This window comes from Kitasatospora sp. Root107 (assembly GCF_001424875.1).
In the GTDB taxonomy this organism is placed as follows: domain Bacteria; phylum Actinomycetota; class Actinomycetes; order Streptomycetales; family Streptomycetaceae; genus Kitasatospora.
This window is the reverse complement of the sequence record NZ_LMCT01000013.1, coordinates 57,507-77,166: the sequence shown is the minus strand read 5'-3', so window position 1 is coordinate 77,166 and position 19,660 is coordinate 57,507. Positions and strand designations below refer to the sequence as shown.

The 19,660-nt window shown below is 69.3% G+C and carries 20 protein-coding genes and 1 pseudogene; 1 reads left to right on the top strand and 20 read right to left on the bottom strand.

Features of this window, described 5'->3' with window-relative positions; genetic code table 11:
• Nucleotides 1-216 precede the first annotated feature (216 nt).
• Together tsf and rpsB are read right to left on the bottom strand one after the other, a co-directional pair.
• Nucleotides 217-1,056: a translation elongation factor Ts gene (gene tsf / locus ASC99_RS15340; protein WP_057232335.1), complete on the bottom strand. Its 840-nt coding sequence runs from the start codon at nt 1,054-1,056 to the stop codon at nt 217-219.
• A 131-nt stretch (nt 1,057-1,187) separates the two neighbouring features.
• Nucleotides 1,188-2,126, bottom strand: a complete 939-nt coding sequence (rpsB, locus tag ASC99_RS15335; RefSeq protein WP_057232333.1) for a 30S ribosomal protein S2 — start codon at nt 2,124-2,126, stop codon at nt 1,188-1,190.
• A gap of 425 nt (nt 2,127-2,551) precedes the next feature.
• Between rpsB and ASC99_RS39405 the strand changes: the two are divergent.
• Nucleotides 2,552-3,205 (top strand): annotated as a pseudogene (locus ASC99_RS39405) (M23 family metallopeptidase); the annotation flags it as partial.
• 92 nt (nt 3,206-3,297) lie between these two features.
• Here the strand turns inward: ASC99_RS39405 and ASC99_RS15330 are convergent.
• From ASC99_RS15330 to proS, 18 genes are all read right to left on the bottom strand, one after another.
• The gene (locus ASC99_RS15330; protein ID WP_157531554.1) at nt 3,298-3,936 is read right to left on the bottom strand and encodes a TetR/AcrR family transcriptional regulator; all 639 of its coding nucleotides are present in this window, start codon (nt 3,934-3,936) and stop codon (nt 3,298-3,300) included.
• Nucleotides 3,937-4,066: 130 nt separating this feature from the next.
• A complete protein-coding gene (whiG, locus tag ASC99_RS15325) occupies nt 4,067-4,912 on the bottom strand; it encodes an RNA polymerase sigma factor WhiG (protein WP_369824228.1) in 846 nt (281 codons plus the stop codon).
• 338 nt (nt 4,913-5,250) lie between these two features.
• Nucleotides 5,251-6,435, bottom strand: coding sequence for a DNA-processing protein DprA (dprA, locus tag ASC99_RS15320; protein ID WP_057232329.1), 1,185 nt, complete (start codon nt 6,433-6,435; stop codon nt 5,251-5,253).
• Nucleotides 6,436-6,613: 178 nt separating this feature from the next.
• The gene (locus ASC99_RS15315; protein ID WP_082598347.1) at nt 6,614-8,263 is read right to left on the bottom strand and encodes a YifB family Mg chelatase-like AAA ATPase; all 1,650 of its coding nucleotides are present in this window, start codon (nt 8,261-8,263) and stop codon (nt 6,614-6,616) included.
• A gap of 1 nt (nt 8,264) precedes the next feature.
• A complete protein-coding gene (locus ASC99_RS15310) occupies nt 8,265-8,795 on the bottom strand; it encodes a YraN family protein (RefSeq protein WP_235502620.1) in 531 nt (176 codons plus the stop codon).
• A 193-nt stretch (nt 8,796-8,988) separates the two neighbouring features.
• Nucleotides 8,989-9,315 carry a DUF2469 domain-containing protein gene (locus ASC99_RS15305; protein WP_057232326.1) on the bottom strand — a complete coding sequence of 109 codons (327 nt, stop codon included), beginning with the start codon at nt 9,313-9,315 and terminating at the stop codon, nt 8,989-8,991.
• Nucleotides 9,312-9,848 carry an NUDIX hydrolase gene (locus ASC99_RS15300; protein WP_063857092.1) on the bottom strand — a complete coding sequence of 179 codons (537 nt, stop codon included), beginning with the start codon at nt 9,846-9,848 and terminating at the stop codon, nt 9,312-9,314. The genes ASC99_RS15305 and ASC99_RS15300 overlap by 4 nt, the downstream gene beginning before the upstream one ends.
• Nucleotides 9,849-9,918: 70 nt before the next feature.
• The gene (lepB, locus tag ASC99_RS15295) at nt 9,919-10,707 is read right to left on the bottom strand and encodes a signal peptidase I (RefSeq protein WP_235502621.1); all 789 of its coding nucleotides are present in this window, start codon (nt 10,705-10,707) and stop codon (nt 9,919-9,921) included.
• A 108-nt stretch (nt 10,708-10,815) separates the two neighbouring features.
• Complete coding sequence (gene lepB, locus ASC99_RS15290; RefSeq protein ID WP_157531553.1) at nt 10,816-11,721, bottom strand: signal peptidase I; 906 nt, start codon at nt 11,719-11,721, stop codon at nt 10,816-10,818.
• 237 nt (nt 11,722-11,958) lie between these two features.
• The gene (gene lepB, locus ASC99_RS15285; RefSeq protein WP_057232323.1) at nt 11,959-12,771 is read right to left on the bottom strand and encodes a signal peptidase I; all 813 of its coding nucleotides are present in this window, start codon (nt 12,769-12,771) and stop codon (nt 11,959-11,961) included.
• A 187-nt stretch (nt 12,772-12,958) separates the two neighbouring features.
• On the bottom strand, nt 12,959-13,594 hold the full coding sequence (gene lepB, locus ASC99_RS15280; protein ID WP_255359810.1) for a signal peptidase I: 636 nt from the start codon (nt 13,592-13,594) through the stop codon (nt 12,959-12,961).
• Between the two features lie 317 nt (nt 13,595-13,911).
• Nucleotides 13,912-14,262 (bottom strand): 50S ribosomal protein L19, encoded by a 351-nt coding sequence (rplS, locus tag ASC99_RS15275; RefSeq protein WP_057232319.1) that lies wholly within the window; start codon nt 14,260-14,262, stop codon nt 13,912-13,914.
• 153 nt (nt 14,263-14,415) lie between these two features.
• Nucleotides 14,416-15,234 carry a tRNA (guanosine(37)-N1)-methyltransferase TrmD gene (gene trmD, locus ASC99_RS15270; protein ID WP_057232317.1) on the bottom strand — a complete coding sequence of 273 codons (819 nt, stop codon included), beginning with the start codon at nt 15,232-15,234 and terminating at the stop codon, nt 14,416-14,418.
• A gap of 5 nt (nt 15,235-15,239) precedes the next feature.
• Nucleotides 15,240-15,866, bottom strand: coding sequence for a ribosome maturation factor RimM (gene rimM, locus ASC99_RS15265; RefSeq protein WP_057232315.1), 627 nt, complete (start codon nt 15,864-15,866; stop codon nt 15,240-15,242).
• Nucleotides 15,867-16,085: 219 nt separating this feature from the next.
• Nucleotides 16,086-16,325 (bottom strand): RNA-binding protein, encoded by a 240-nt coding sequence (locus ASC99_RS15260; protein WP_030306741.1) that lies wholly within the window; start codon nt 16,323-16,325, stop codon nt 16,086-16,088.
• A 2-nt stretch (nt 16,326-16,327) separates the two neighbouring features.
• Entirely contained in the window at nt 16,328-16,759 is a 432-nt protein-coding gene (gene rpsP / locus ASC99_RS15255) for a 30S ribosomal protein S16 (RefSeq protein WP_057232313.1), read from the bottom strand.
• Between the two features lie 313 nt (nt 16,760-17,072).
• The gene (locus ASC99_RS15250; protein WP_057232311.1) at nt 17,073-17,651 is read right to left on the bottom strand and encodes a hypothetical protein; all 579 of its coding nucleotides are present in this window, start codon (nt 17,649-17,651) and stop codon (nt 17,073-17,075) included.
• A 415-nt stretch (nt 17,652-18,066) separates the two neighbouring features.
• Entirely contained in the window at nt 18,067-19,494 is a 1,428-nt protein-coding gene (gene proS, locus ASC99_RS15245) for a proline--tRNA ligase (RefSeq protein WP_057232309.1), read from the bottom strand.
• Between the last annotated feature and the right edge of the window lie 166 nt (nt 19,495-19,660).

The following is a 19,660-nucleotide window of genomic DNA, read 5'->3' as shown; positions in this document are numbered from 1 at the left end:
CCGGTCCCCTGACCTGCGCGTACACGCAAAGAGGCCACTGCCGCGGGAACCGGTACGGTGTCCTGCACGGCAATGGCCTCCTCGTCGTTCATGGTGCCGACGTGGCCCGCCCGTTGACTTCCTGGCGCTGGTCGAGCCCGATCGGCGCGTTCCTGGCCACCCTGGTGAGCGGCCGGGCGCTTCCTACCTTAGGCGGGAAGCGCTGCGGAACGTGGGTCAGGCGCCGACGCGGAAGCGGGCGAAGCGCTTGAGGGCGACGCCGTTCTCCTCGAGCACCTTGGCGACGGTCTTCTTGTTGTCCTTCGCGAAGGCCTGCTCCAGAACGGAGTTCTCCTTGACGAAGCCGGTGACGCGACCCTCGACGATGCGCGGCAGGGCAGCCTCGGGCTTGCCCTCCTCGCGCGCGGTGGCCTCGGCGACCCGACGCTCGTTCTCGATGTCCTCGGCCGGGATGTCCTCGCGGGACAGGTACTTCGGCGCGAAGGCGGCGATGTGCTGCGCGACGTCCTTGGCGACCTCGGCGTTCTCCTTGTCGAGCTCGACGAGGACACCGATGGTCGGCGGGAGGTCCGGGTCCGACTTGTGCATGTAGACGCCGACGAAGCCGTCACCGTCGAACTGCGCGAAGCGGCGGAACACGATCTTCTCGCCCAGGGTCGCGTTGGCCTCGTCCACGAACTGCTGGACGGTCTGGCCGGCGGCGATCTCGGAGGCCAGCGCGGTCTCCAGGTCGGCCGGGGAGGTGGCGGCCACGTGAGCGGCGATCGCGTTGGCGACCTCGACGAACTTGCCGCCCTTGGCGACGAAGTCGGTCTCGCAGTTCAGCTCGACCAGGACGCCGGACTTGGCACCCTCGGCGATGAGCGCGGCAACGGCACCGTTGGAGGCGTCGCGGCCCTCGCGCTTGGCGACGCCCTTCTGGCCCTTGATACGAAGCAGCTCGACGGCCTTCTCGACGTTGCCCTCGGCCTCGTCCAGCGCCTTCTTGCAGTCCATCATGCCGGCGCCGGTGAGCTCACGGAGCTTCTTGACGTCCGCGGCGGAGATGTTCGCCATGGTGTGAATCTCTTCTCGCGTCTCGCGTGTCTGCGTGGGGAGGTGCCTGGCGGGCTGGATACAGCCCCCGGCACGGGAGAGAGGGGCACTTACCGGTGTCGTACCGGCGAGTGCCCCTCACCCTTGGTACGTCAGGCCTGCTCGGCCTCGGCGGCCGGAGCCTCGACGGTCTCGGCAGCAGCCTCGGTGGCCTCGGCGGCGGGGGCCTCAACATCGGCGGCCGGAGCCTCGACGGTCTCGGCAGCAGCCTCGGTGGCCTCAGCGGCGGGGGCCTCGACGGTCTCGTCGGCCTTCGGCTCGCCCTCGAGGATGTCCTTCTCCCAGTCGGCCAGCGGCTGGTCGGCACCCGGCTCGGCCTTGACGTCGCCCTTGGCGACACCGGCACGGGCCTTGAGGCCCTCGGCGACGGCGTCGGCGATGACGCGGGTCAGCAGCGTGACGGAGCGGATCGCGTCGTCGTTGCCCGGGATCTTGTAGTCGACCTCGTCGGGGTCACAGTTGGTGTCCAGGATCGCGACGACCGGGATGTGAAGCTTGCGGGCCTCACCAACCGCGATGTGCTCCTTCTTGGTGTCGACGATCCAGACAGCGCTGGGAACGCGCTGCATGTCACGGATACCGCCAAGGGTCTTCTCGAGCTTGGTGTGCTCGCGCTCGAGGACCAGGAGCTCCTTCTTGGTGAGACCGGAACCGGCCACATCCGTGAAGTCGATCTCGCCGAGCTCCTTCATCCGCTGAAGGCGCTTGTAGACGGTCTGGAAGTTGGTCAGCATGCCGCCGAGCCAGCGCTGGTTCACGTAGGGCATGCCCACGCGGGTGGCCTGCTCGGCGATGGCCTCCTGGGCCTGCTTCTTGGTACCGACGAAGAGGACGCTGCCGCCGTGGGCAACCGTCTCCTTGACGAACTCGAAGGCGCGGTCGATGTAGTTCAGCGACTGCAGGAGGTCAATGATGTAGATGCCGTTGCGCTCCGTGAAGATGAAGCGCTTCATCTTCGGGTTCCAACGACGGGTCTGGTGACCGAAGTGGACGCCGCTCTCAAGCAGCTCCCGCATCGTGACGACGGCCATGGCCGTGCTCCTCGGTGTTCTGCCCGGCGCGCCTGGTCCTTACGGACCCGGGGTGCCAGGTGTTCTCGGTTGTTCCGTGCCGGTCGGGCGACCGCCACGCCTGACGCCCCGACGTGCCGAGCCACCTGCGCCTGTGCGGTGACTGGACCGCGCCAGGCTCGGCGGACCGAGCGGCACTCGCACCGAACGGGCCTCGGGCACCCTTGCGGGGTGACCTCTGCTGTCGGTGGCGGGGCGTGCGAAGTCGACCCGGCAGACCGGGTCGCGTGTGAAGTGTACGGGAAGCCCCGAGCCGGGAGCGACTCCGACCTTTCGGGGTGGGACAGCCGGGGTTCGACCGCGCTGTACCGGCCCCACGCTCCTTCGTTCACTGCCCGGTACGGGGTGCGGACCGCCGGCGGAATCACCCTTGCGGGGGAACGCCGATGTCCCCAGGATCGGGTTGTCCACAGGGCAGGTGGGGGTGCTGGGCGCTGACCGCGATGGCCGGAAGCCTGCTCTGCATGGGTGCTCCTCTCTTTCCGCTGTTGCTGCCGATCGTCACCGGACCGGGCGCGGGGCCGCCGCCGCACCCGCCGCATCCGCCGGACCGGCGGGTGGTGGTGCTGCTGGTGGCACTGCTCACCGCGCTGCTGTTCGTCGGGCTGCCGCAGCCTTCGGCGTCCGGGGCTGGGGCTGAGGTTGGGGTTAGGGCTGCGGCTCTTGCGGTCGGTCCGGGGCCCGGACGCGCCTGGCCGGTGGGCGGGCCGGGCGGTCTGCTCCAGCGGTTCGACCCGCCGCCGGTGCGCTGGGCGGCGGGGCACCGCGGTGTGGACCTGGCCGCCTCGGTCGGAGTGCCGGTGCGGGCCGCCGCGCCCGGGGTGGTCTCGTTCGCCGGGATGGTCGCGGGCCGGCCGGTGGTGACGGTGACTCACCCCGCCTCGGGGAATCCCCCGTTGCGCACCACCTACCTACCCGTCACCGGCAGCGTGCCGGTCGGCACGGCCATCGCCGGCGGCGAACCGATCGGGGTTCTGGCGACCGGTGTCGGGCACTGCGCGACGGGCTGCCTGCACTGGGGACTACTGCGGGGGAAGCGCTACCTCGACCCGCTGGCTCTGCTGGGAACCGGCCAGGCGCGGCTGCTGCCACTGGACGGTGAGGTGACGCAGGCTCAGCACCGGACCACCACTCAGGCGGTGGTGGCGGGCTTCAGGACCGTCTCGTCGGCATCGGCGCCGGGCCGGTGGGCGGGGCAGAGCCCGTGCAGCACCATCGACACGGCGGAGTCGGAGACCGAACCGGCCCCCTCCTCGCCGACCCGCTCGGCTTGGCGCACAGCCGCCTCGACCACTCCTTGGAGCAGCGCGGCCGCCACCCGGGGCTGCTCGTGCCCGATCTCCTGCAGAGCCTGGACCACCAGGTCGACCAGGGCGTGGTGTGCCGTCCTGATCCGGCCTCGCGCGGCCTCGTCGAGTTCCAGCGCCGAGATCGCGACGACAGCGCGGTGCCTGGGGTCGGCGGCCAGTGCGAGCTGGCCGCGAACGTAGGCCTCGACCTTGGCGTGCGGGGTGTCGCAGGCCGCCATCCCCGCCTCGATCTCCGCCGCCCAGAGCGGGAAGTCGACCGCGCACAGCTCCTCGATCACGGCCGCGCGCGAACGGAAGTACTCGTACACCGAGGAGCGCGCGAGCCCGGCCCGCGCGGCAAGCGCGGGGAAGGTCATCGCCTCCATGCCGCCCTCGGTGAGCAGCGTGCGGGCAGCGTCGAGGAGGGCTGCGCGCTGCAGCTGACGATGCTCGGCCACCGTGGCCGCCCGGATCTTCGGCACGCTCCTACTGTACGGAGCCGGACGAACTTCCGGGACAGCGCCATGGGAATCGCCGGGCGTGCGGTGCAACACTCCGGCGCATTCACCTCGACGTACGCTCTGCCGCGGCTGCTGGGTGCGTCAGAAGGGCTCAGCACACCTCGGAGAGCTTGGCGCGAAGCTGGATCACCGACTTGGTGTGGATCTGGCTGACCCGGCTCTCGGTGACGCCGAGCACCTGGCCGATCTCGGCGAGCGTGAGGCCCTCGTAGTAGTAGAGGGTCACCACGGTCTTCTCGCGCTCCGGCAGGGTGTTGACCGCGGTGGCGAGCAGGCGGCGCAGCTCCCGGTCCTCGGCGACCTCGACCGGGTTGTCGGCGCCGGTGTCCTCCAGGGTGTCCATCAGGCTGAGCCGGTCGCCGCTCTCCCCGGCCGGGTGCAGCAACTCATCCAGCGCCACCACGTTGGCGAGCGAGAGCTGACTGAAGATCGCGTGCAGCTCCTCGATCGCGATACCCATCTCCGCAGCCACCTCGGGCTCGTGCGGCGTGCGGCGCAGTCGGGCCTCAAGGGTCGCGTACGTGCGCTCCACCGCCTTGGCCTTCTGCCGAACGGATCGTGGGATCCAGTCCAGCGCCCGGAGTTCGTCGATGATCGCGCCGCGAATCCGGCTGATGGCATAGGTCTCGAACTTGATCGCGCGCTCGATGTCGAACTTCTCGATCGCGTCAATCAGACCGAACACCCCTGAGGAGACGAAGTCGGCCTGCTCCACATTGGCCGGCAGACCGACTCCGACCCGGCCTGCCACGTATTTGACCAGCGGTGAGTAGTGCAGGATCAGTTGCTCCCGCAGTCTGGCGTCCCCGGTCTCTTTGTACGAGCGCCATAGCAGCTCCAGAGCTGACCGGTCGTCAACAGCAGGCTTTGCCACGCTTGACGTGGGCGGCTTTGCCGCCTCGGCCTCGCGGCGGGCGGCCGGGGGGCGGGAAGGCAGCTGGACCGAGGTGTCCTCTCCCGCGGTTCGGGCTCGCACCCGACCGGCTTGCCTGGTCACCTCCATCACCCCTGGCGCTCTGCTCTGCGCCTCGGCGGCGGGTCGTGCCTCGGCCCCCGGCCCTGGCCCTCCCGAGGACCGGAGGGCGCCGGTCACCCTGTGTCCGGGAATGTGTGTGGGCATACGTTGGTCTGCGCCGTTCTGCCGAGTCATGTGCTGATAGGGAAGCCACTGCGAGCGTAGCGTGACCAAGTCACTGCGCAGTGCTACCGCCACTCGGTCGTCGCCCGAACCGGTGGTGCACCCGGCGTGGCGCACTCCGCGCCGACCCCTCGGCGTCACTCCTTCCGAGCTCGACTACTGCGCACCAGTCGCCAGTGCGCGCCACATCTCTCGACGAACCCGAGTGATCCCAACTCGTAGAGCCGCTGCAGGACTTCGTCCGGCGAGAGCCCTGCCTGCCGAGCCAGCCGCTCCACCGGCGCGCCCTCGGCCGAGGCGGGCACAGCCTCCAGCACCCGGGCCACCGGCGGGGGCAACAGGTCTCTGGGGAGTACCGGGCCGGACCGGCGTGGCGCCAGGTCGTCCCCGATCGCGCCGACCAACTCGCCGATCTCGGCCGCGTCCGTCACCAGCGTGGCGCCACCGCTACGGATCAGCGCGTGGACCCCGGCCGACAGCTCGGAGGTCACTGGGCCGGCCACACCCATGGTGTGCCGGTTCAGGTCACGGGCCCGACGAGCGGTACTCAGCGCCCCGCTGCGCATGGCGGCTTCGACCACCACGGTGCCCCGGGTCAGTGCGGCTATCACCCGGTTACGGAGCACGAATCGGAACCGGTTCGGGTGCTCGCCCGGAGGCAGCTCGCTGACCAACAGACCTTGGGCAGCGATGCGGGCGATCAGCTCCGAGTTGCCGGCCGGGTAGGCCACGTCGACTCCGCAGGCGAGCACTCCGAGGGTGACTCCGCCGACCGCGAGCGCGCCCCGGTGAGCTGCCGCGTCGATGCCATAGGCCGCTCCCGAGACCACCACCCAGCCTCGCTCGGCCAGTTGGGCCGAGAGCTCACCCGCGACGTGCGCGCCGTAGGCGGTACAGGCTCGGGCGCCCACCATGGCCACCGAGCGCAGGGCGAGCATCCGCAGTGATCCGGTGCCACGGACCCAGAGGCCGATGGGTCGGCCGTCGCCCAGATCGTCGAGCTGGGACGGCCACTCGATGTCGCCCGGAATGATGAACCGGCCACCGGCGGCACCCACTCGTTCCAGGTCCGCATCGACGTCGACCAGCGGGAGCCTGGCGCGGTAGGCGCCTAGACGGTCTGCGCCCAGGTCGAGGTAGCCCGGGACGGTACGGCGGTGAATGGCCTCGACCAAGGTGGATGCCCCGACCTGACCGAGCCACCGGCCGATGACGGCATCACCGGGCTCGATCAGTCTGGTGAGTGCGGCCCGAGCGCGGCGCTCGGCATCGGCCGCCGGTTGGGGTGTCGGCTCTGCCGCCGACGGCGTTGACGGGCGCATCCTTGGCGCGGCCCGGGGGGTGGCGGGGGCTGTCGGGGTCTGGTTACTGCGGTTCACCTGCGCCTCCACGGTGACGACGGCTCTGACGGATCGAACCCCAGGCGGGTCGGACAGGTCGGACGGGCAATGCTCGGAGGAGCGGGCACCGGGTCCCCTGCCCGGCTGTCGGACCGTGCGCTCAGAACTCGCCGCCGAGGTCAGCGTCCGACTCCTCGCCGAAGCAGACAGCCGGGTCCCGTTCGGGCAGACCGCGCTGCACACCTGTGCGCAGCACCAGGGCCGTACGAATGTCGATACGGGTGGGCTGGTCACGGTCGGCCAGGTCGGCCACCGTCCAGGCGACGCGGAGCACTCGGTCCAGGCCACGCGCTGTCAACAGGCCGCGCTCCAGATCCCGTTCGGCATCGGCCAGTGCGCCCGGGGCAAGCCGCCAGCGCGTACGGAGAGTGTGGCCCGGCACCTCCGCGTTGGTTCGCCATGGCGTGTCGGCGAGCCGCTCGGCAGCTCGCGCACGGGCCGCCAGAACCCTGGCCGCCACCTCCCGGGTGCCCTCGGCCCGGCTCTGTCCCATCAGCTCTGCTCTGGTCACCGGCTCCACCTGGACCTGGAGGTCAACCCGGTCCAACAAGGGCCCGGAGAGCCTGCTCTGATAGCGGCTCACCATCGTCGGGGTACATTCGCAGCCCTCGCCCCGGCGGGAATGGCGTCCGCATGGACACGGATTGGCCGCCAGACAGAGCTGGAAGCGGGCGGGCAGCCGCACCGAACCGGCTGAGCGCGCGATGGTCACCTCCCCCGACTCCAGCGGCTGGCGCAGGGCATCGAGTACCCGGACCGGGAACTCGGGCGCTTCGTCGAGGAACAGAATGCCCCGGTGCGCCAGCGACACTGCTCCCGGCCTGGGCAGGCCGCTACCGCCTCCGACGATCGCCGGCATCGTGGTCGAGTGGTGCGGCGCGTAGTACGGAGGGCTGTCGATGAGTGGACGGTCAGTCGGCAGTAGCCCCGCGACCGAGTGAACGGCCGTCACTTCCAGGGCCTCAATCTGGGTCAGCGGTGGGAGCAGCGCCGGCAGCCGTTCGGCCAGCATCGTCTTCCCTGCACCGGGCGGGCCTTTGAGGAACAGGTGGTGACCGCCCGCGGCCGCGATCTCCAGGGCGCGGCGGGCCTGATGCTGGCCTGCCACGTCGGCCAGGTCAAGCTCGGCGGCCCTCTCAGCGGTGAGCCCTCGGACTCCGGCGCCGGGGAGCATCAGCCCGGCCAGTGCCGAATCCCTGCGGCCGACACCGTGGTCGGCCGGCTCGTCAGGCTCCGGGGCGCCGGTGAGGATCGCGATCAGCTGGCGCAGGCTGCGGACGCCCCGCACCGAGACGTCCGGGACCAGCGCGGCCTCGGGCGCGGTCTGCTCAGCGACGATGACCTGCCGGTACCCGGCGTCGGCCGCCGCGAGTACCGAGGGCAGTACGCCCCGGACCGGCCGCACCCTACCGTCCAGCCCCAGCTCACCGATGATCAACAGGTCGGCGATGGTGGCCGGATCGAGCCGCTCAGCGGCCGCCAGGACGGCGCAGGCGACAGCGAGATCGAAACCGCTGCCGCTCTTGGGGACCGAGGCCGGGCTCAGACCGACCGTCAGTTTCCGCTGCGGCCACGGCTCTCCACTGTTCACGACAGCGGCCCGAACTCGGTCCTTGGCCTCGGACAGCGCCTTGTCCGGGAGGCCGACCAGGGCGAAGGTCGCGAGGCCAGGCTCAAGATCTGCCTGTACCTCCACCACCACTCCGTCCACACCGACCAGGGCAACTGAGCAGGTGCGGGCGAATGCCATCTCAGACCGCCCCACGCAGGTGCTCCACCAAGGCGGCACCCTTCAGGCGGTTGACCACGGCAACCAGGTCGATCCGCACGCCTCCGGGAGGCAAGGGCACTGGAAGAGCCTGTGCTGCGGGCTCTACGACCTGCTTGTTACTCCGGCTGCCCTTACCTGGGCGGGCCTTGCCGGCTTCGGCCTCAGCTTCCTGTTCCTGCGGGAGCAGTGCGGGTAGCCCTCCCGATGACTGGACCGAGTCGGCGAGGCGAGCGAAATGCTCGGGCCAGCGCTCACCGAGCCAGCGCTCGGCCAGGTGGCGGAGCCGCGCGGCCTTGGTCTGGTCGATGCCTTCGCTCGGCTGTTGAAACCCTCGCTCGGAGCGGGTTTTCACCTCGCAGACGGCGATCGTGTCCCCGTCCAGCGCGATGATGTCCAACTCTCCTTCAGCGCAACGCCAGTTGCGCTCCAGGATTCGCAGCCCGCCCGCAGTGAGCCAGCGGGCTGCGACTTCTTCGCCGTAACGGCCGAGACCGTTGTTGGAACTCTGCACGGCAATCACCTCCGTGCCAGGAGGCTGTCGTATCAGTCCGAAAACGGGCCAGAGTTCGTGATTTCTGTGGATAACTCAGGGGTTGTGGATAACCAAATCACCCTTGCGGGAGGTTTTTCGGACATCCTCTGGACATCGAGGCCAAGGCTGGTAGAGCGTCTCCTCGCGAGGACGGCGCAGCTGTCCTGTCCGCTCAGTTACCGAAGGAGGCGTCGTCCGAGGGCAGCTCGAGATCGCTCTTGGCCAGCTCTTCGATATTGACGTCCTTGAAGGTCAGCACCCGCACCTTTCGGACAAACCGGGCCGGTCGGTACATGTCCCAGACCCACGCGTCCGCCATCGAGACCTCGAAGAAGACCTCCCCCTGCACCGAGTGCACCTGGAGCTCGTAGTCGTTCGTGAGATAGAAACGCCGCTCCGTCTCGATCACGTATTTGAACAGGCCGACGACATCCCGGTACTCCCGATAGAGCTTGAGCTCCATCTCGGTCTCGTACTTCTCGAGGTCTTCGGCACTCATCCAGGTGTCCCCTCAACTCGATACGTCCACCCCATTGTGGACCACCCGGCCCTTCCGCAGAGCCGTACCGGCCGGACTGGCGGGCTGTCCGCCAGCAGCCGCTCGACCAGATCCGCCAGCTCGAACGGGTAGACCATCTCCTCGGTCTCCCGAAGTTCCGCCACCGTCCACCATCGCGCCGTCAGCAGTTGGGCATGCTCCTCGGCCGCAGCTGCCTCCGGCATGCTCAGTTCGGTCTCACGCGTACGAGCCGGAAAGAACCACTGATCCTGCTCGTACTGCTGCTCCAGATAGGAGAAGGACACCGTGTCGTATGCCACCACCGGTCCGAGCTCCACTCCGGTCAAGCCGGTCTCCTCGGCAAGCTCACGCAACGCCGCAGCGCGCAGCTCCTCGCCCGGTTCCACTCCCCCGCCGGGGGTGAACCACCAGAACACTCCGGGCACCGCCGGATCCGTGCCCCGGAAGAGCAGCAACCGGTCCGCCTCGTCCAACAGCAGGACTCGCGCCGCCCGGCGCCGTTCCACCGCCATCGCCGACTCCTCCGCGCAGTCCCCTGGATCGCCCCGACGTTCCTGCTGCGCCTGTTGTTGCTGCTGCCGGTCAACCCCGTCGGAACCGTCGGGCCAGCGAGGCAAGACCGCCCACCAGCGAGGCCAACACGATCATCGCCGCACCGGTCGCCATCGTGATCGCGGCGGGCCCGAGCAGTCCAGGCTTCGCGGCCGTCGGGCCGGCCAGCCCGTCGAAGGCCACCGTACGCTCGCTCAGCCCAGCCCGGTCGGCAGGCCAGACCGTCCCCTCGACACGTCCGAGCACCTCGGTGGTCGCCACCGTGCCGCCCGCCAGGTCGAGGTGGCTCCGGGAGTCGAGCGAGGCGTCCCGGTTGTCGCCCATCAGAAAGAGCCTCCCCGGCGGCACAACGGTGGTGAACAGCTTGTCGTTGAGCTGCTGCTTTGCCAGGTACGGCTCGTCGATCGGGTGGTCGTTCACCACCAGCCGATGCTGCGCGTCACAGCAGACCACAGTGTCACCGCTGACCGCGACCACCCGCTTGACCATCGGGACATTGCCCCAGAGCTGGCTCTGGAAGACCACGATGTCCCCTCGGCCCACCGAGTCGCCGCCGACCGACCGGGCCAGCACCGTGTCACCCGTGGTCAGGGTCGGGGTCATCGACTGGGTCGGGATCCGGTACGGCCGGTACTGCACGGCGAGCGCCCCGAACGCTCCCACGAGGAGCACGAAGCCGATCCCGATCACCAACCCCTGGACCAGGGCCCCGACACTGCGCCCGGCCTTCGCCGGACGCGGCGGGGCAGCCCTCGGGGTCATCACGTCGCTCATCGCCGCCACCTCCAGGTCGACCCGCAGCCCGCGCGGGTGGGCCACGGCGGGTCCGGGAAAGCCGGCGGGCCGTGGCACGTGCGAGCAGATTACTCGCCAGTACCACGGCCCGCGCAAGACCCTGCTTCACCTCATCGGCAGCAGCCGGAGAGGTCAGCGGCGGTAACGCCGCAGCCACCAGACCGCAGGCAGTGCGATCGCCGCACCGGCCGCGGGCGGCGCGTAGGGCAGTGCTGCAGCCGCAAGCCCCTTCTGGTCGAAGGTGTCCGGCACCGGCAGCGTCGCCCAGTTGCTGATCGGCCAGGCCACCACGAAGGCCCGTCCCACCACGTTGTCCACGGGCACGGTGCCGCCACCGGGCTGGTCCTGGTGGAACCGCGAGTCGAGCGAGTCGGCCCGATGGTCGCCCATCACCCAGATCCGGTTGTCCGGCACCTGGACCGGCCCGAACGGCTTGTCCCCGCACGGGGTGTTGCCGGGGAAGATGTACGGCTCGTCGAGCGCGATCCCGTTCACCTTGACCGGCCCACTGCCCTGGCATTCGACCGTGTCCCCGCCGACCGCGATAACCCGCTTGATCAGGTCCTTCTCGTTCGCCGAAGGCATCAGCCCGACAAAGCTGAGTACGTCCTGCACGCCGCGGACAAAGGCGTTGTCGCTCTGCTGGGCCGGCTCGTCGCTCAGCCAGCCGCCCGGGTCGTGGAAGACCACGACCTCGCCGCGCTCGGGCTCGGCGCCGAACCAGGGCGTCAGCTTGTCGACCAGCACCCGGTCGCCGATCTGCAGGGTGTTCTGCATCGATCCCGAGGGGATGGAGAACGCCTGGACGAAGAAGGTCTTGATCACGAGAGCCAGAATCAGCGCGATTCCGACCAGGATCGGAAGTTCCTTCCAGAAGGAACGCTGCTTTGGCTTCTTCTTCTTGGAACTCCCTGCCTCGTCATCGGCCGAGGCCGCCGAAGCGGCGTCCGCGGACCGGTCGGAGCCGTCCAACTGCTCAGCGCCTTCGCCCTCGGGCTCAGGGCCCCCGGAACGGGCACCGATCACCAGATCCCCCACAACATCTCCTCCCTGCTGTGCGGACGCCTGCGCGCCCGCGCTCACAGTGCCGCACAGCGGGCACCACGTTCTGTGACCGACCGTCAGCCCGCATCAGCTCTGCCCGTCACAGGGCGATCTGATACCGGCACACCAGCACAGCCTCCGGAGGCGATCGGACCGTACACCGAGCACTCCAGCACTTCTCTACCACTCCAGGCCACGACGCCCGTGCTCCCACACGGCAGGACGGGCGAATCAGCCGACGGGCGGCGCGCGCCGCACTCGCGCGCGCCTGGGCCGCACGAGGAGCGGGATGACGCCCAACACACCCATAACGAGCGGAGGTTCTGCAAGATCCGGTTGAGTTCCAGGCGATTTAGCCCGATCAGACTCGCTCGGGTATCCACTCGCCCCCGGAACGCTACGCCCGAACGCCTCGGTCCGCACAGGAAGCGCCGACAGGGAGGCGGGAACACCGAGTTGACCGATTCGCTGAACCGGCCAGGCGATCACGAACGCGCGGCCCACCACGTTGTCCATCGGAATAGTGCCCTGGCCGGCCTCGGTCAGGTGGTAACGGGAGTCGGCGGAGAGATCCCGGTGATCCCCCATCACCCACAACCGCCCTGCCGGGACAGTGACTTTGAACGGCTGCTTCGACGGCACGTTCCCTGGCGCGAGGTAAGGCTCCTCCAGTGGTGTGCCGTTGACTGTCAGTCGGCCGTTGGCGTCACAGCACTCAATGGTGTCGCCGGGCACACCGATCACGCGCTTGATCAGATCCTGCTCATCGTCCGACGGCATCAACCCGACGTAGGAGAGTGCCTGCTTGGCACCTCGCAGCGCGAAGTTGTCCTGCTCGGACTTGTGGACCGGCTCGAGCCAGCCGCCCGGGTCCTTGAAGACCACGATCTCGCCCCGGCTCGGCTGGCTGCCGAACCACGGCGTCAGCTTGTCCACCAGCACCCGGTCGCCGATCAGGATGGTCTGCTCCATCGACGGCGAGGGGATCACGAAGACCTGAACCGCAAAAGTCTTGAGCACCAGGGCGATCAGCAACGCAGCCACGGCTATCAGCGGAATCTCGCGAAGCAACGACCGGCGCCTACGCCGAGCGGCCCGACGGGCGGACCTTCGCCGCTCCGCGCGGCCTCGGGCCGGAGGGGCCGTCACTCCCGTCCCCGTCGGTCCGACCGGCGTCACCAGGACAGCGGCCTGGTCATCGACAGCCGTCGGGGTGGTGGCGGTCCTGGCTCTACCTCTGTCCCCCATGGCCACCCATCCCCTCCACCGCAGCGAAGCTCACGGGCCGGTCCAACGACGTCCAGCGGCCGATCGGGAAGACAACCCAGTCCGCCCGCCCAATCACCCTCTTCTCGGGCACGAACCCACCGCCCGGCTCTCCCAGATGATCCCGCGAGTCCCGGGAATCGCTCCGGTGATCCCCCATCACCCAGAGCTTCCCGGCCGGGACCACCACGTCGAACCGCACCGCTGAGGGAGCGTCACCCGGGTAGAGGTAGGCCGACTCATCCAACGGCACCCCGTTGACCTTGAGCCGCCCATCCGCCCCACAGCACGTCACCCGGTCACCCCCGATGCCGACCACACGCTTCACGTACACCGAGCCGTTCCCGGAACCGAGCCCCACGGCCGACAGGAAGCGTCGCACAGCCGGCGTCTCCTCCGCGTAAGGCAGGAAGGAGCCCGTTCCGTCAAAGACCACCACCTCGCCCCGGCGGACGTGCCCGCCGAATGCATAGGCGAGCTGGTTCACCACCAACCGGTCCCCCGGTCGCAGTGTGTTCTCCATCGAGGCGGACGGCACCGCGAACGGCCGGGCGACGAACGCGTTGACCAGCATCAGCGTCAGGACGCAGACCGCGACGATCCGTAGGAGGTCACGTGCGGACCACCGTCTCGGAAGCTCGGAGCCGCTTTCGTCGGTTCCCCCCGCCTCTCCTGATCCCTCAGCCGCTTCAGCGCTATCGGCGGACCGGTCTGGTTCAGCGGGTCCGGCGGAGGTTCCGACGTCGCCTCCAGGAGCTGCACTGGCGCCACCCTCCAGTCCGTCCGCACCCGAAGGTGCGGCGCTGCCGTCGCGGTCCGCGACTGGTTCTTGCGTGCTCATCGGGGCAGAGCCTATCCCGAAGGGACTCCACCCGACCCGAGCGTACTGAACCCCTGGCCAGGGCCGGGGTCAGCGGATCAGCGGTCGCGCTTCTCCTTGATCTTCGCGGCCTTGCCGCGGAGGTCACGCAGGTAGTACAGCTTGGCGCGGCGAACCGCACCGCGGGTCACGACCTCGATCTTCTCGACGACCGGGGTGTGCACCGGGAAGGTGCGCTCCACGCCGACGTTGAAGGACACCTTGCGAACGGTGAAGGTCTCACCGATGCCGGCGCCGTGGCGGCGGATGACGACGCCCTGGAAGACCTGGACACGGGAGCGGCTGCCCTCGATGACCCGGACGTGAACCTTCAGGGTGTCACCAGCGCGGAAGGCCGGGATGTCGTCGCGCAGCGAAGCCACGTCGACAGCAGCGAGCTTGTTGCTCATTTTGCTCTCCATCGCAGGCGCCACGGGCCGCCCACGGAAGTTCGTCACAATGGGGTGTGCTGCGGGCCGCTTCGGTTCGCGATGGTCCCCCCGTGGCGGGGGCAACGCTCCACCGACTTCCACAAGGGAAGTCCGACGGCAGACAACAGTCGCCTATTCTTCCACAGCTTCCGCCAGAGACCGAAATCGGCCGAGGCTCTCGTCCCAGGCAAGCCCCAGGATGCTGAGCGCCTCGCGCTCCCTCTTGTCGAAGGCGCCGAGCTCCCAGCGCTCGACCAGGTCCGGCCGGTTGGCCAAGGTCCGGGCGAACGCCTGCTCCCGTCGCCAGCGGGCGATCTTGCCGTGGTGACCGCTGAGCAGCACCTCCGGCACCTCGCGCCCACGCCACTCGGCCGGCTTCGTGTAGACCGGCCCCTCCAGCAGATCCGCCATCGCGCCAGGGGCGAAGGAGTCGTCCCGGTGCGACTCGGCGTTGCCGAGCACACCGGGCAGCAGCCGGGCGATCGCCTCGACCATCACCAGCACCGCGACCTCGCCACCGGCCAGCACGTAGTCGCCGATCGAAGCCTCGACCACCGGCATCCGGGTGGCGGCCTCCTCGATCACCCGGCGGTCGATTCCCTCGTACCGCGCGGGAGCGAAGGCCAGCCACGGCCGTCCGGCCAGTTCCTGGGCCAGTTCCTGCGTGAACGGCCGCCCGCTCGGCGTCGGCACCACCAGGGTCGGGACCTCGCCCTCCGGCCCCCCGGCGAGCACCGCGTCCAGCGCCGCCCCCCACGGCTCCGGCTTCATCACCATGCCGGGGCCCCCGCCGTACGGGGTGTCGTCGACCGTGCGATGAATGTCCGTGGTCCACGAGCGCAGATCGTGCAGGTGCACGTCGAGCTGGCCGCGGGCCCTGGCCTTGCCGACCAGCGAGACGTTCAGCGGCTCCAGGTACTCCGGAAAGATCGTGACGACGTCGATCCGCATCTCACTCACCCGCGCGCACCGCCCTCGTCTGACGCGTCGTCGGCCGCGGTGCCGGCCGCACCCTCAGAACCAGCAACATCATCCGCGTCATCCGCATCGTCCGAGCGGACCACCACAGCCTCCGCCGGGTCGATCAGCCCGGGCGGCGGGTCGATGACGGCCCGCTGGTTCTCCAGGTCGATGGTCGGCACGATCCGGGTGACGAACGGCACCAGCACCTCGGTCCCGTCCGGCCGGGTGACGGTCAGCAGGTCCTGGTACGGCAGGTGGACCACCTCGCTGAGTTCGCCCACCAGGGTGCCGTCGAGCAGCACCACGTCCAGGCCGATCAGCTGGTGGTCGTAGAACTCCTCGGGATCGTCCGGCCGATCCTCCGGGTCGATCTCCGCGATCAGCATGGTGCCGCGCAGCGCCTCGGCGGCGTTGCGGTCGTTCACCCCCGCGAAGCGCAGCAGCAGCCGGCCGCTGTGCACCTTGCCCGACTCGATGGTCAGCGGGCCGACCGTGGCCGGGTCGGTGAGCAGGACCGCGCCGGGCCCGAGCCGCAGTTCGGGTTCGTCGGTACGGACCTCGACACTGACGTCCCCCCTGATGCCGTGGGCACGGCCGATCTTGCCGACGACGAGCTGCACGGTGATCGTTCTCCTGAATCTGTACCGGCGATGCGTTGGGTCCGGTGAGCCGAAAGACGGTGAATGGCGAGAGAGCCGAGCAGGACGGGAAACGAAGAGCAGCGCAGGCGACACCCCGGCAAAGCCCGGGGAAACCAGCACCGTCCGGCCCGGAAATGCAGAAGGACCGGCCGGGACGACATGCGTCCCGGCCGGTCCCAGAAACCTGACGGTCGAGCGTCAGCGAATGCTGTCCACGTCGACCAGGTCGACCCGGACGTTGCGACCGCCGAGGGCGCCGACCACGGTGCGCAGAGCGCGAGCCGTTCGGCCGCCCCGGCCGATCACCTTGCCGAGGTCATCGGGGTGCACGCGCACCTCGATGGTGTTGCCCCGACGCAGGTTGCGCGAACGCACCTGCACCTCGTCGGGGTGCTCGACGATGCCCTTGACCAAGTGGTCGAGGGCGTCCTCGATCACGCTCAGGCCTCGGTGGAAGCGGCGTCGGCCTCAGCCTCGGCCTTGTCCGCCTTCTTGGCCTTCGGGGTGATGGCAACACCGGTGGTGCTGTCCTCGAAGCCGGCGACGGCCTTCGCGAACAGGTGCGAGAAGTCCTCGACCTTGGGCTCGGCCACCAGCAGCGGGGCCGGGGCCGGCAGGCCCTTGAACTTCTGCCAGTCACCGGTGAGCTTCAGGATGGCGAGGACCGGCTCGGTCGGCTGGGCGCCGACGGACAGCCAGTACTGGGCGCGGTCGGTGTCGACCTCGATCTTCGAGGGGTTGTAGGTCGGCTGGTAGATGCCGATCTCCTCGATGGCGCGACCGTCACGCTTGGTGCGCGAGTCCGCGACGACGATGCGGTAGTGCGGGGCGCGAATCTTGCCGAGACGCTTGAGCTTGATCTTGACTGCCACGGGAGTGGGTTCTCCTGGTGTTGACGTGGGTGAACAGCCGCTGCCACCGCGTGGGGTTGCGAGGGCGGCCGTTCAAGGGACACGCCAGCCGTAGGAGAGAGGGGTCCTGCTCGGCTGCCGAGTACTCAGCTGTCCATTCTGCCACACCGCGCCGGTCGGCCCGACCGAGGGCCCCCGCCCCCGGTTGAGCCGAGTCTCAGCACTACAGGTGATGCAGAACGTGCGGCACAGCCCGCTGGCGACGGACGGCAGGAACAGGACGGGACACCGGCACCGGCACTGGCGCCGGCAGGAAAGCGGGACGGAACTACGGTCACGCGATCCGGAACGGCTGCTGACAGGCACCGCAGACGATCGACGCCTGAGCGAGCACCGACGGCACCACCCGGACGTTGCGCCCACACCCACAGATCGCCTTGACCCGGACACCGCCACCGGAGGAACCGTGCCGAGCCGCCGGGCCGCGGAACGCGCGGTGTCCACCTTCGCCGTTGACGGCGAGCTGGTGTGCGCCGAGCGCGCGGTCGAGCCGCTCGATCGTTCCCGAGTACCGCTCCTGAGTCTCCATCAGCATGGTCACCTGGGAGAAGCCGCTGCTGGCGTGCGGCTCGACCGGGTGCGCCAGACCGAGCTCGGAGGCGAGCAGCAGGAAACGCCGGTTGTGGTAGCGCCCGGCCCGTGAGGTGTCACGGATGTCGCGGGCCGCGGCCAGGCCGTGAGCGGCTTCGTGCAGCAGTCGCTCGAAGCCGAGCTGGCTGCCGCAGGCGGAGGAGGACTCGCCGATCAGGGCCTCAGGCGAGGCGAGGTCGGGAAGGTCCTGGTGATGGGCCTGGATGTCACTCCAGGCGGCGGCCAGTTCGGCCGCGAGGACGAGAGGCTGTGTCGTGCTCACGCTAGACCAACGATGCAGTGAGCGCCGATGTTCCGCGAGTTCCTGTTCTCCGGGAATTCCCAGCGAACTCCCAGGAATGCGCTGTCGCGCGTGAATTGCGCTGCCCGTATCTGACGCAAGACCAACCCCCTGCAACTTTGGGCCCGGCGAACCTCGCCAGGCTCTCGGCTATCGCCACGGGGACGGTTGCCCCCTTAGACGAACGGCCCGTGGCAGCGTCGAAATTGACAGGGCCACGGGCCGTACACCGTACCGCTAGTTCAGCACGACCGGGAGTTGACCGGTCAGTAGTCTCACCAGACAGTCAGTCAGCGGTACAACAATCGCACCGCATTAGTCGTGCTCGATGACTCACAAAGACCGAACCGATCGCGATCGGTAAGCGCCGGTCAGGTAAACACCCATCGGATCGCGATCAGTAAGCGCGAGCCACGATCGCGATGTTGCCTTCCTGATCGTCCGTCAGCGGCACCGAGCCGTCGGCGGCGACGATGCAGCGGACCGACACACCCTGCTCGGCCAGCTTGGCCTCGCCGGCCGGGCCGAGCTCGGCCCAGGACATCCGGCCCCAGCCGGTGGCGGCGGCCTCGACGGCCTCGTCCAGGTTCTTGACCTCGACGGTGCGGGAGATCCGGCGCTCGCGGGACTGACGGAGCAGCAGCGCCTGGTCCTCCTCGAGGATGCCGGGCAGCAGGGCGGCCAGGCCGTCGATCGAGACCGGCTCCTTGCCACCGGGGCTGTTCCGGTCAAGGATGCGACGGACCAGCATCGCGGTGCCGTTCTCCAGGTCGCGCGGGCCGACCTCGATCCGCAGCGGTACGCCCTTGAGCTCCCAGTCCACCGCGCGGCGGCCGAACGGGGTGTCGGTCTTGTCGTCGACCACGACCCGGATGCCGGCCGCCTCCAGCTGGGCGCCGATCTCGCGGACCTTGGCCAGCACCGCGTCGTCGCCCTTGATGGCGAGCACCACGGCCTGCACGGCGGCCAGTCGCGGCGGCACCCGCAGCCCGTTGTCGTCGCCGTGCGACATGATCAGGCCGCCGACCATCCGGGTGGAGACGCCCCAGGAGGTCTGCCAGACGAACTCACGCTCGGCGCCCTGCAGCTGGTACGTGGTGTTGAAGGCCTTGGCGAAGTTCTGGCCCAGCTCGTGGCTGGTGCCCATCTGCAGCGCCTTGCCGTCACCCATCATGGCCTCGAGGGTGAGGGTGTTGATGGCGCCCGCGAAGCGCTCCTTCGCGGTCTTGCGGCCGAGCACCACGTCGATGCCCAGCACGTTGGTCATGAAGTCGCCGTAGACGGCGGTGTGGATCATCGAGGCGTACGCCCGCGCGTCCTCGTAGGTGGCGTGGGCCGTGTGGCCCTCCTGCCAGAGGAACTCGGTGGTGCGCAGGAAGACCCGGGGACGCAGCTCCCAGCGGACCACGTTGGCCCACTGGTTGATCAGCAGGGGCAGGTCGCGGTGGCTCTGCACCCACTTGGAGAAGTACTCGTTGATGATCGTCTCGGAGGTCGGCCGGACCACGACCGGCTCGTCGAGCTCCTTGCCGCCGCCGTGGGTGACCACGGCGAGCTCGGGGGCGAAGCCCTCGACGTGCTCCGCCTCCTTGGTCAGGTAGGACTGCGGGATGAACATCGGGAAGTAGGCGTTCTGCGCGCCTGCCTTCTTGATGCGTGCGTCCATCTCCTGCTGCATCCGCTCCCACAGGCCGTAGCCGTACGGGCGGATGACCATGGTGCCGCGAACCGGACCGTTGTCGGCCAGCTCGGCCTTGTTGATGAGGTCCTGGTACCAGCGCGGGAAGTCGTCCGCCTGAGGAGTGAGAACGGGTGCCTTAGCCATGGGGCAGATGGTACGTGGCCGAGGTCCCCGACTGTGAATCCGTTCCAGCGGGGGGCGCTGGGGGCGCACCGGCCCGGCGCGCGGACACCACCCGGCACACCTCTGGACGCCGGAGCCCGGGCGCTGTTCGCTGGTCTCGGGGCGGGACTCTGGGGGGCGCGTTGGC

Coding starts and splice junctions, on each gene's coding strand:
- dprA (WP_057232329.1), bottom strand. CDS start 6,435: ATGCGCCCGTCAACGCCGTCGGCGGCAGAGCCGACACCCCAACCGGCG.
- ASC99_RS15305 (WP_057232326.1), bottom strand. CDS start 9,315: ATGAGTGCCGAAGACCTCGAGAAGTACGAGACCGAGATGGAGCTCAAG.
- trmD (WP_057232317.1), bottom strand. CDS start 15,234: ATGCGGATCGACGTCGTCACGATCTTTCCGGAGTACCTGGAGCCGCTG.
- proS (WP_057232309.1), bottom strand. CDS start 19,494: ATGGCTAAGGCACCCGTTCTCACTCCTCAGGCGGACGACTTCCCGCGC.
- rplS (WP_057232319.1), bottom strand. CDS start 14,262: ATGAGCAACAAGCTCGCTGCTGTCGACGTGGCTTCGCTGCGCGACGAC.
- tsf (WP_057232335.1), bottom strand. CDS start 1,056: ATGGCGAACATCTCCGCCGCGGACGTCAAGAAGCTCCGTGAGCTCACC.
- ASC99_RS15300 (WP_063857092.1), bottom strand. CDS start 9,848: ATGGCGGTGGAACGGCGCCGGGCGGCGCGAGTCCTGCTGTTGGACGAG.
- ASC99_RS15315 (WP_082598347.1), bottom strand. CDS start 8,263: ATGGCATTCGCCCGCACCTGCTCAGTTGCCCTGGTCGGTGTGGACGGA.
- rpsB (WP_057232333.1), bottom strand. CDS start 2,126: ATGGCCGTCGTCACGATGCGGGAGCTGCTTGAGAGCGGCGTCCACTTC.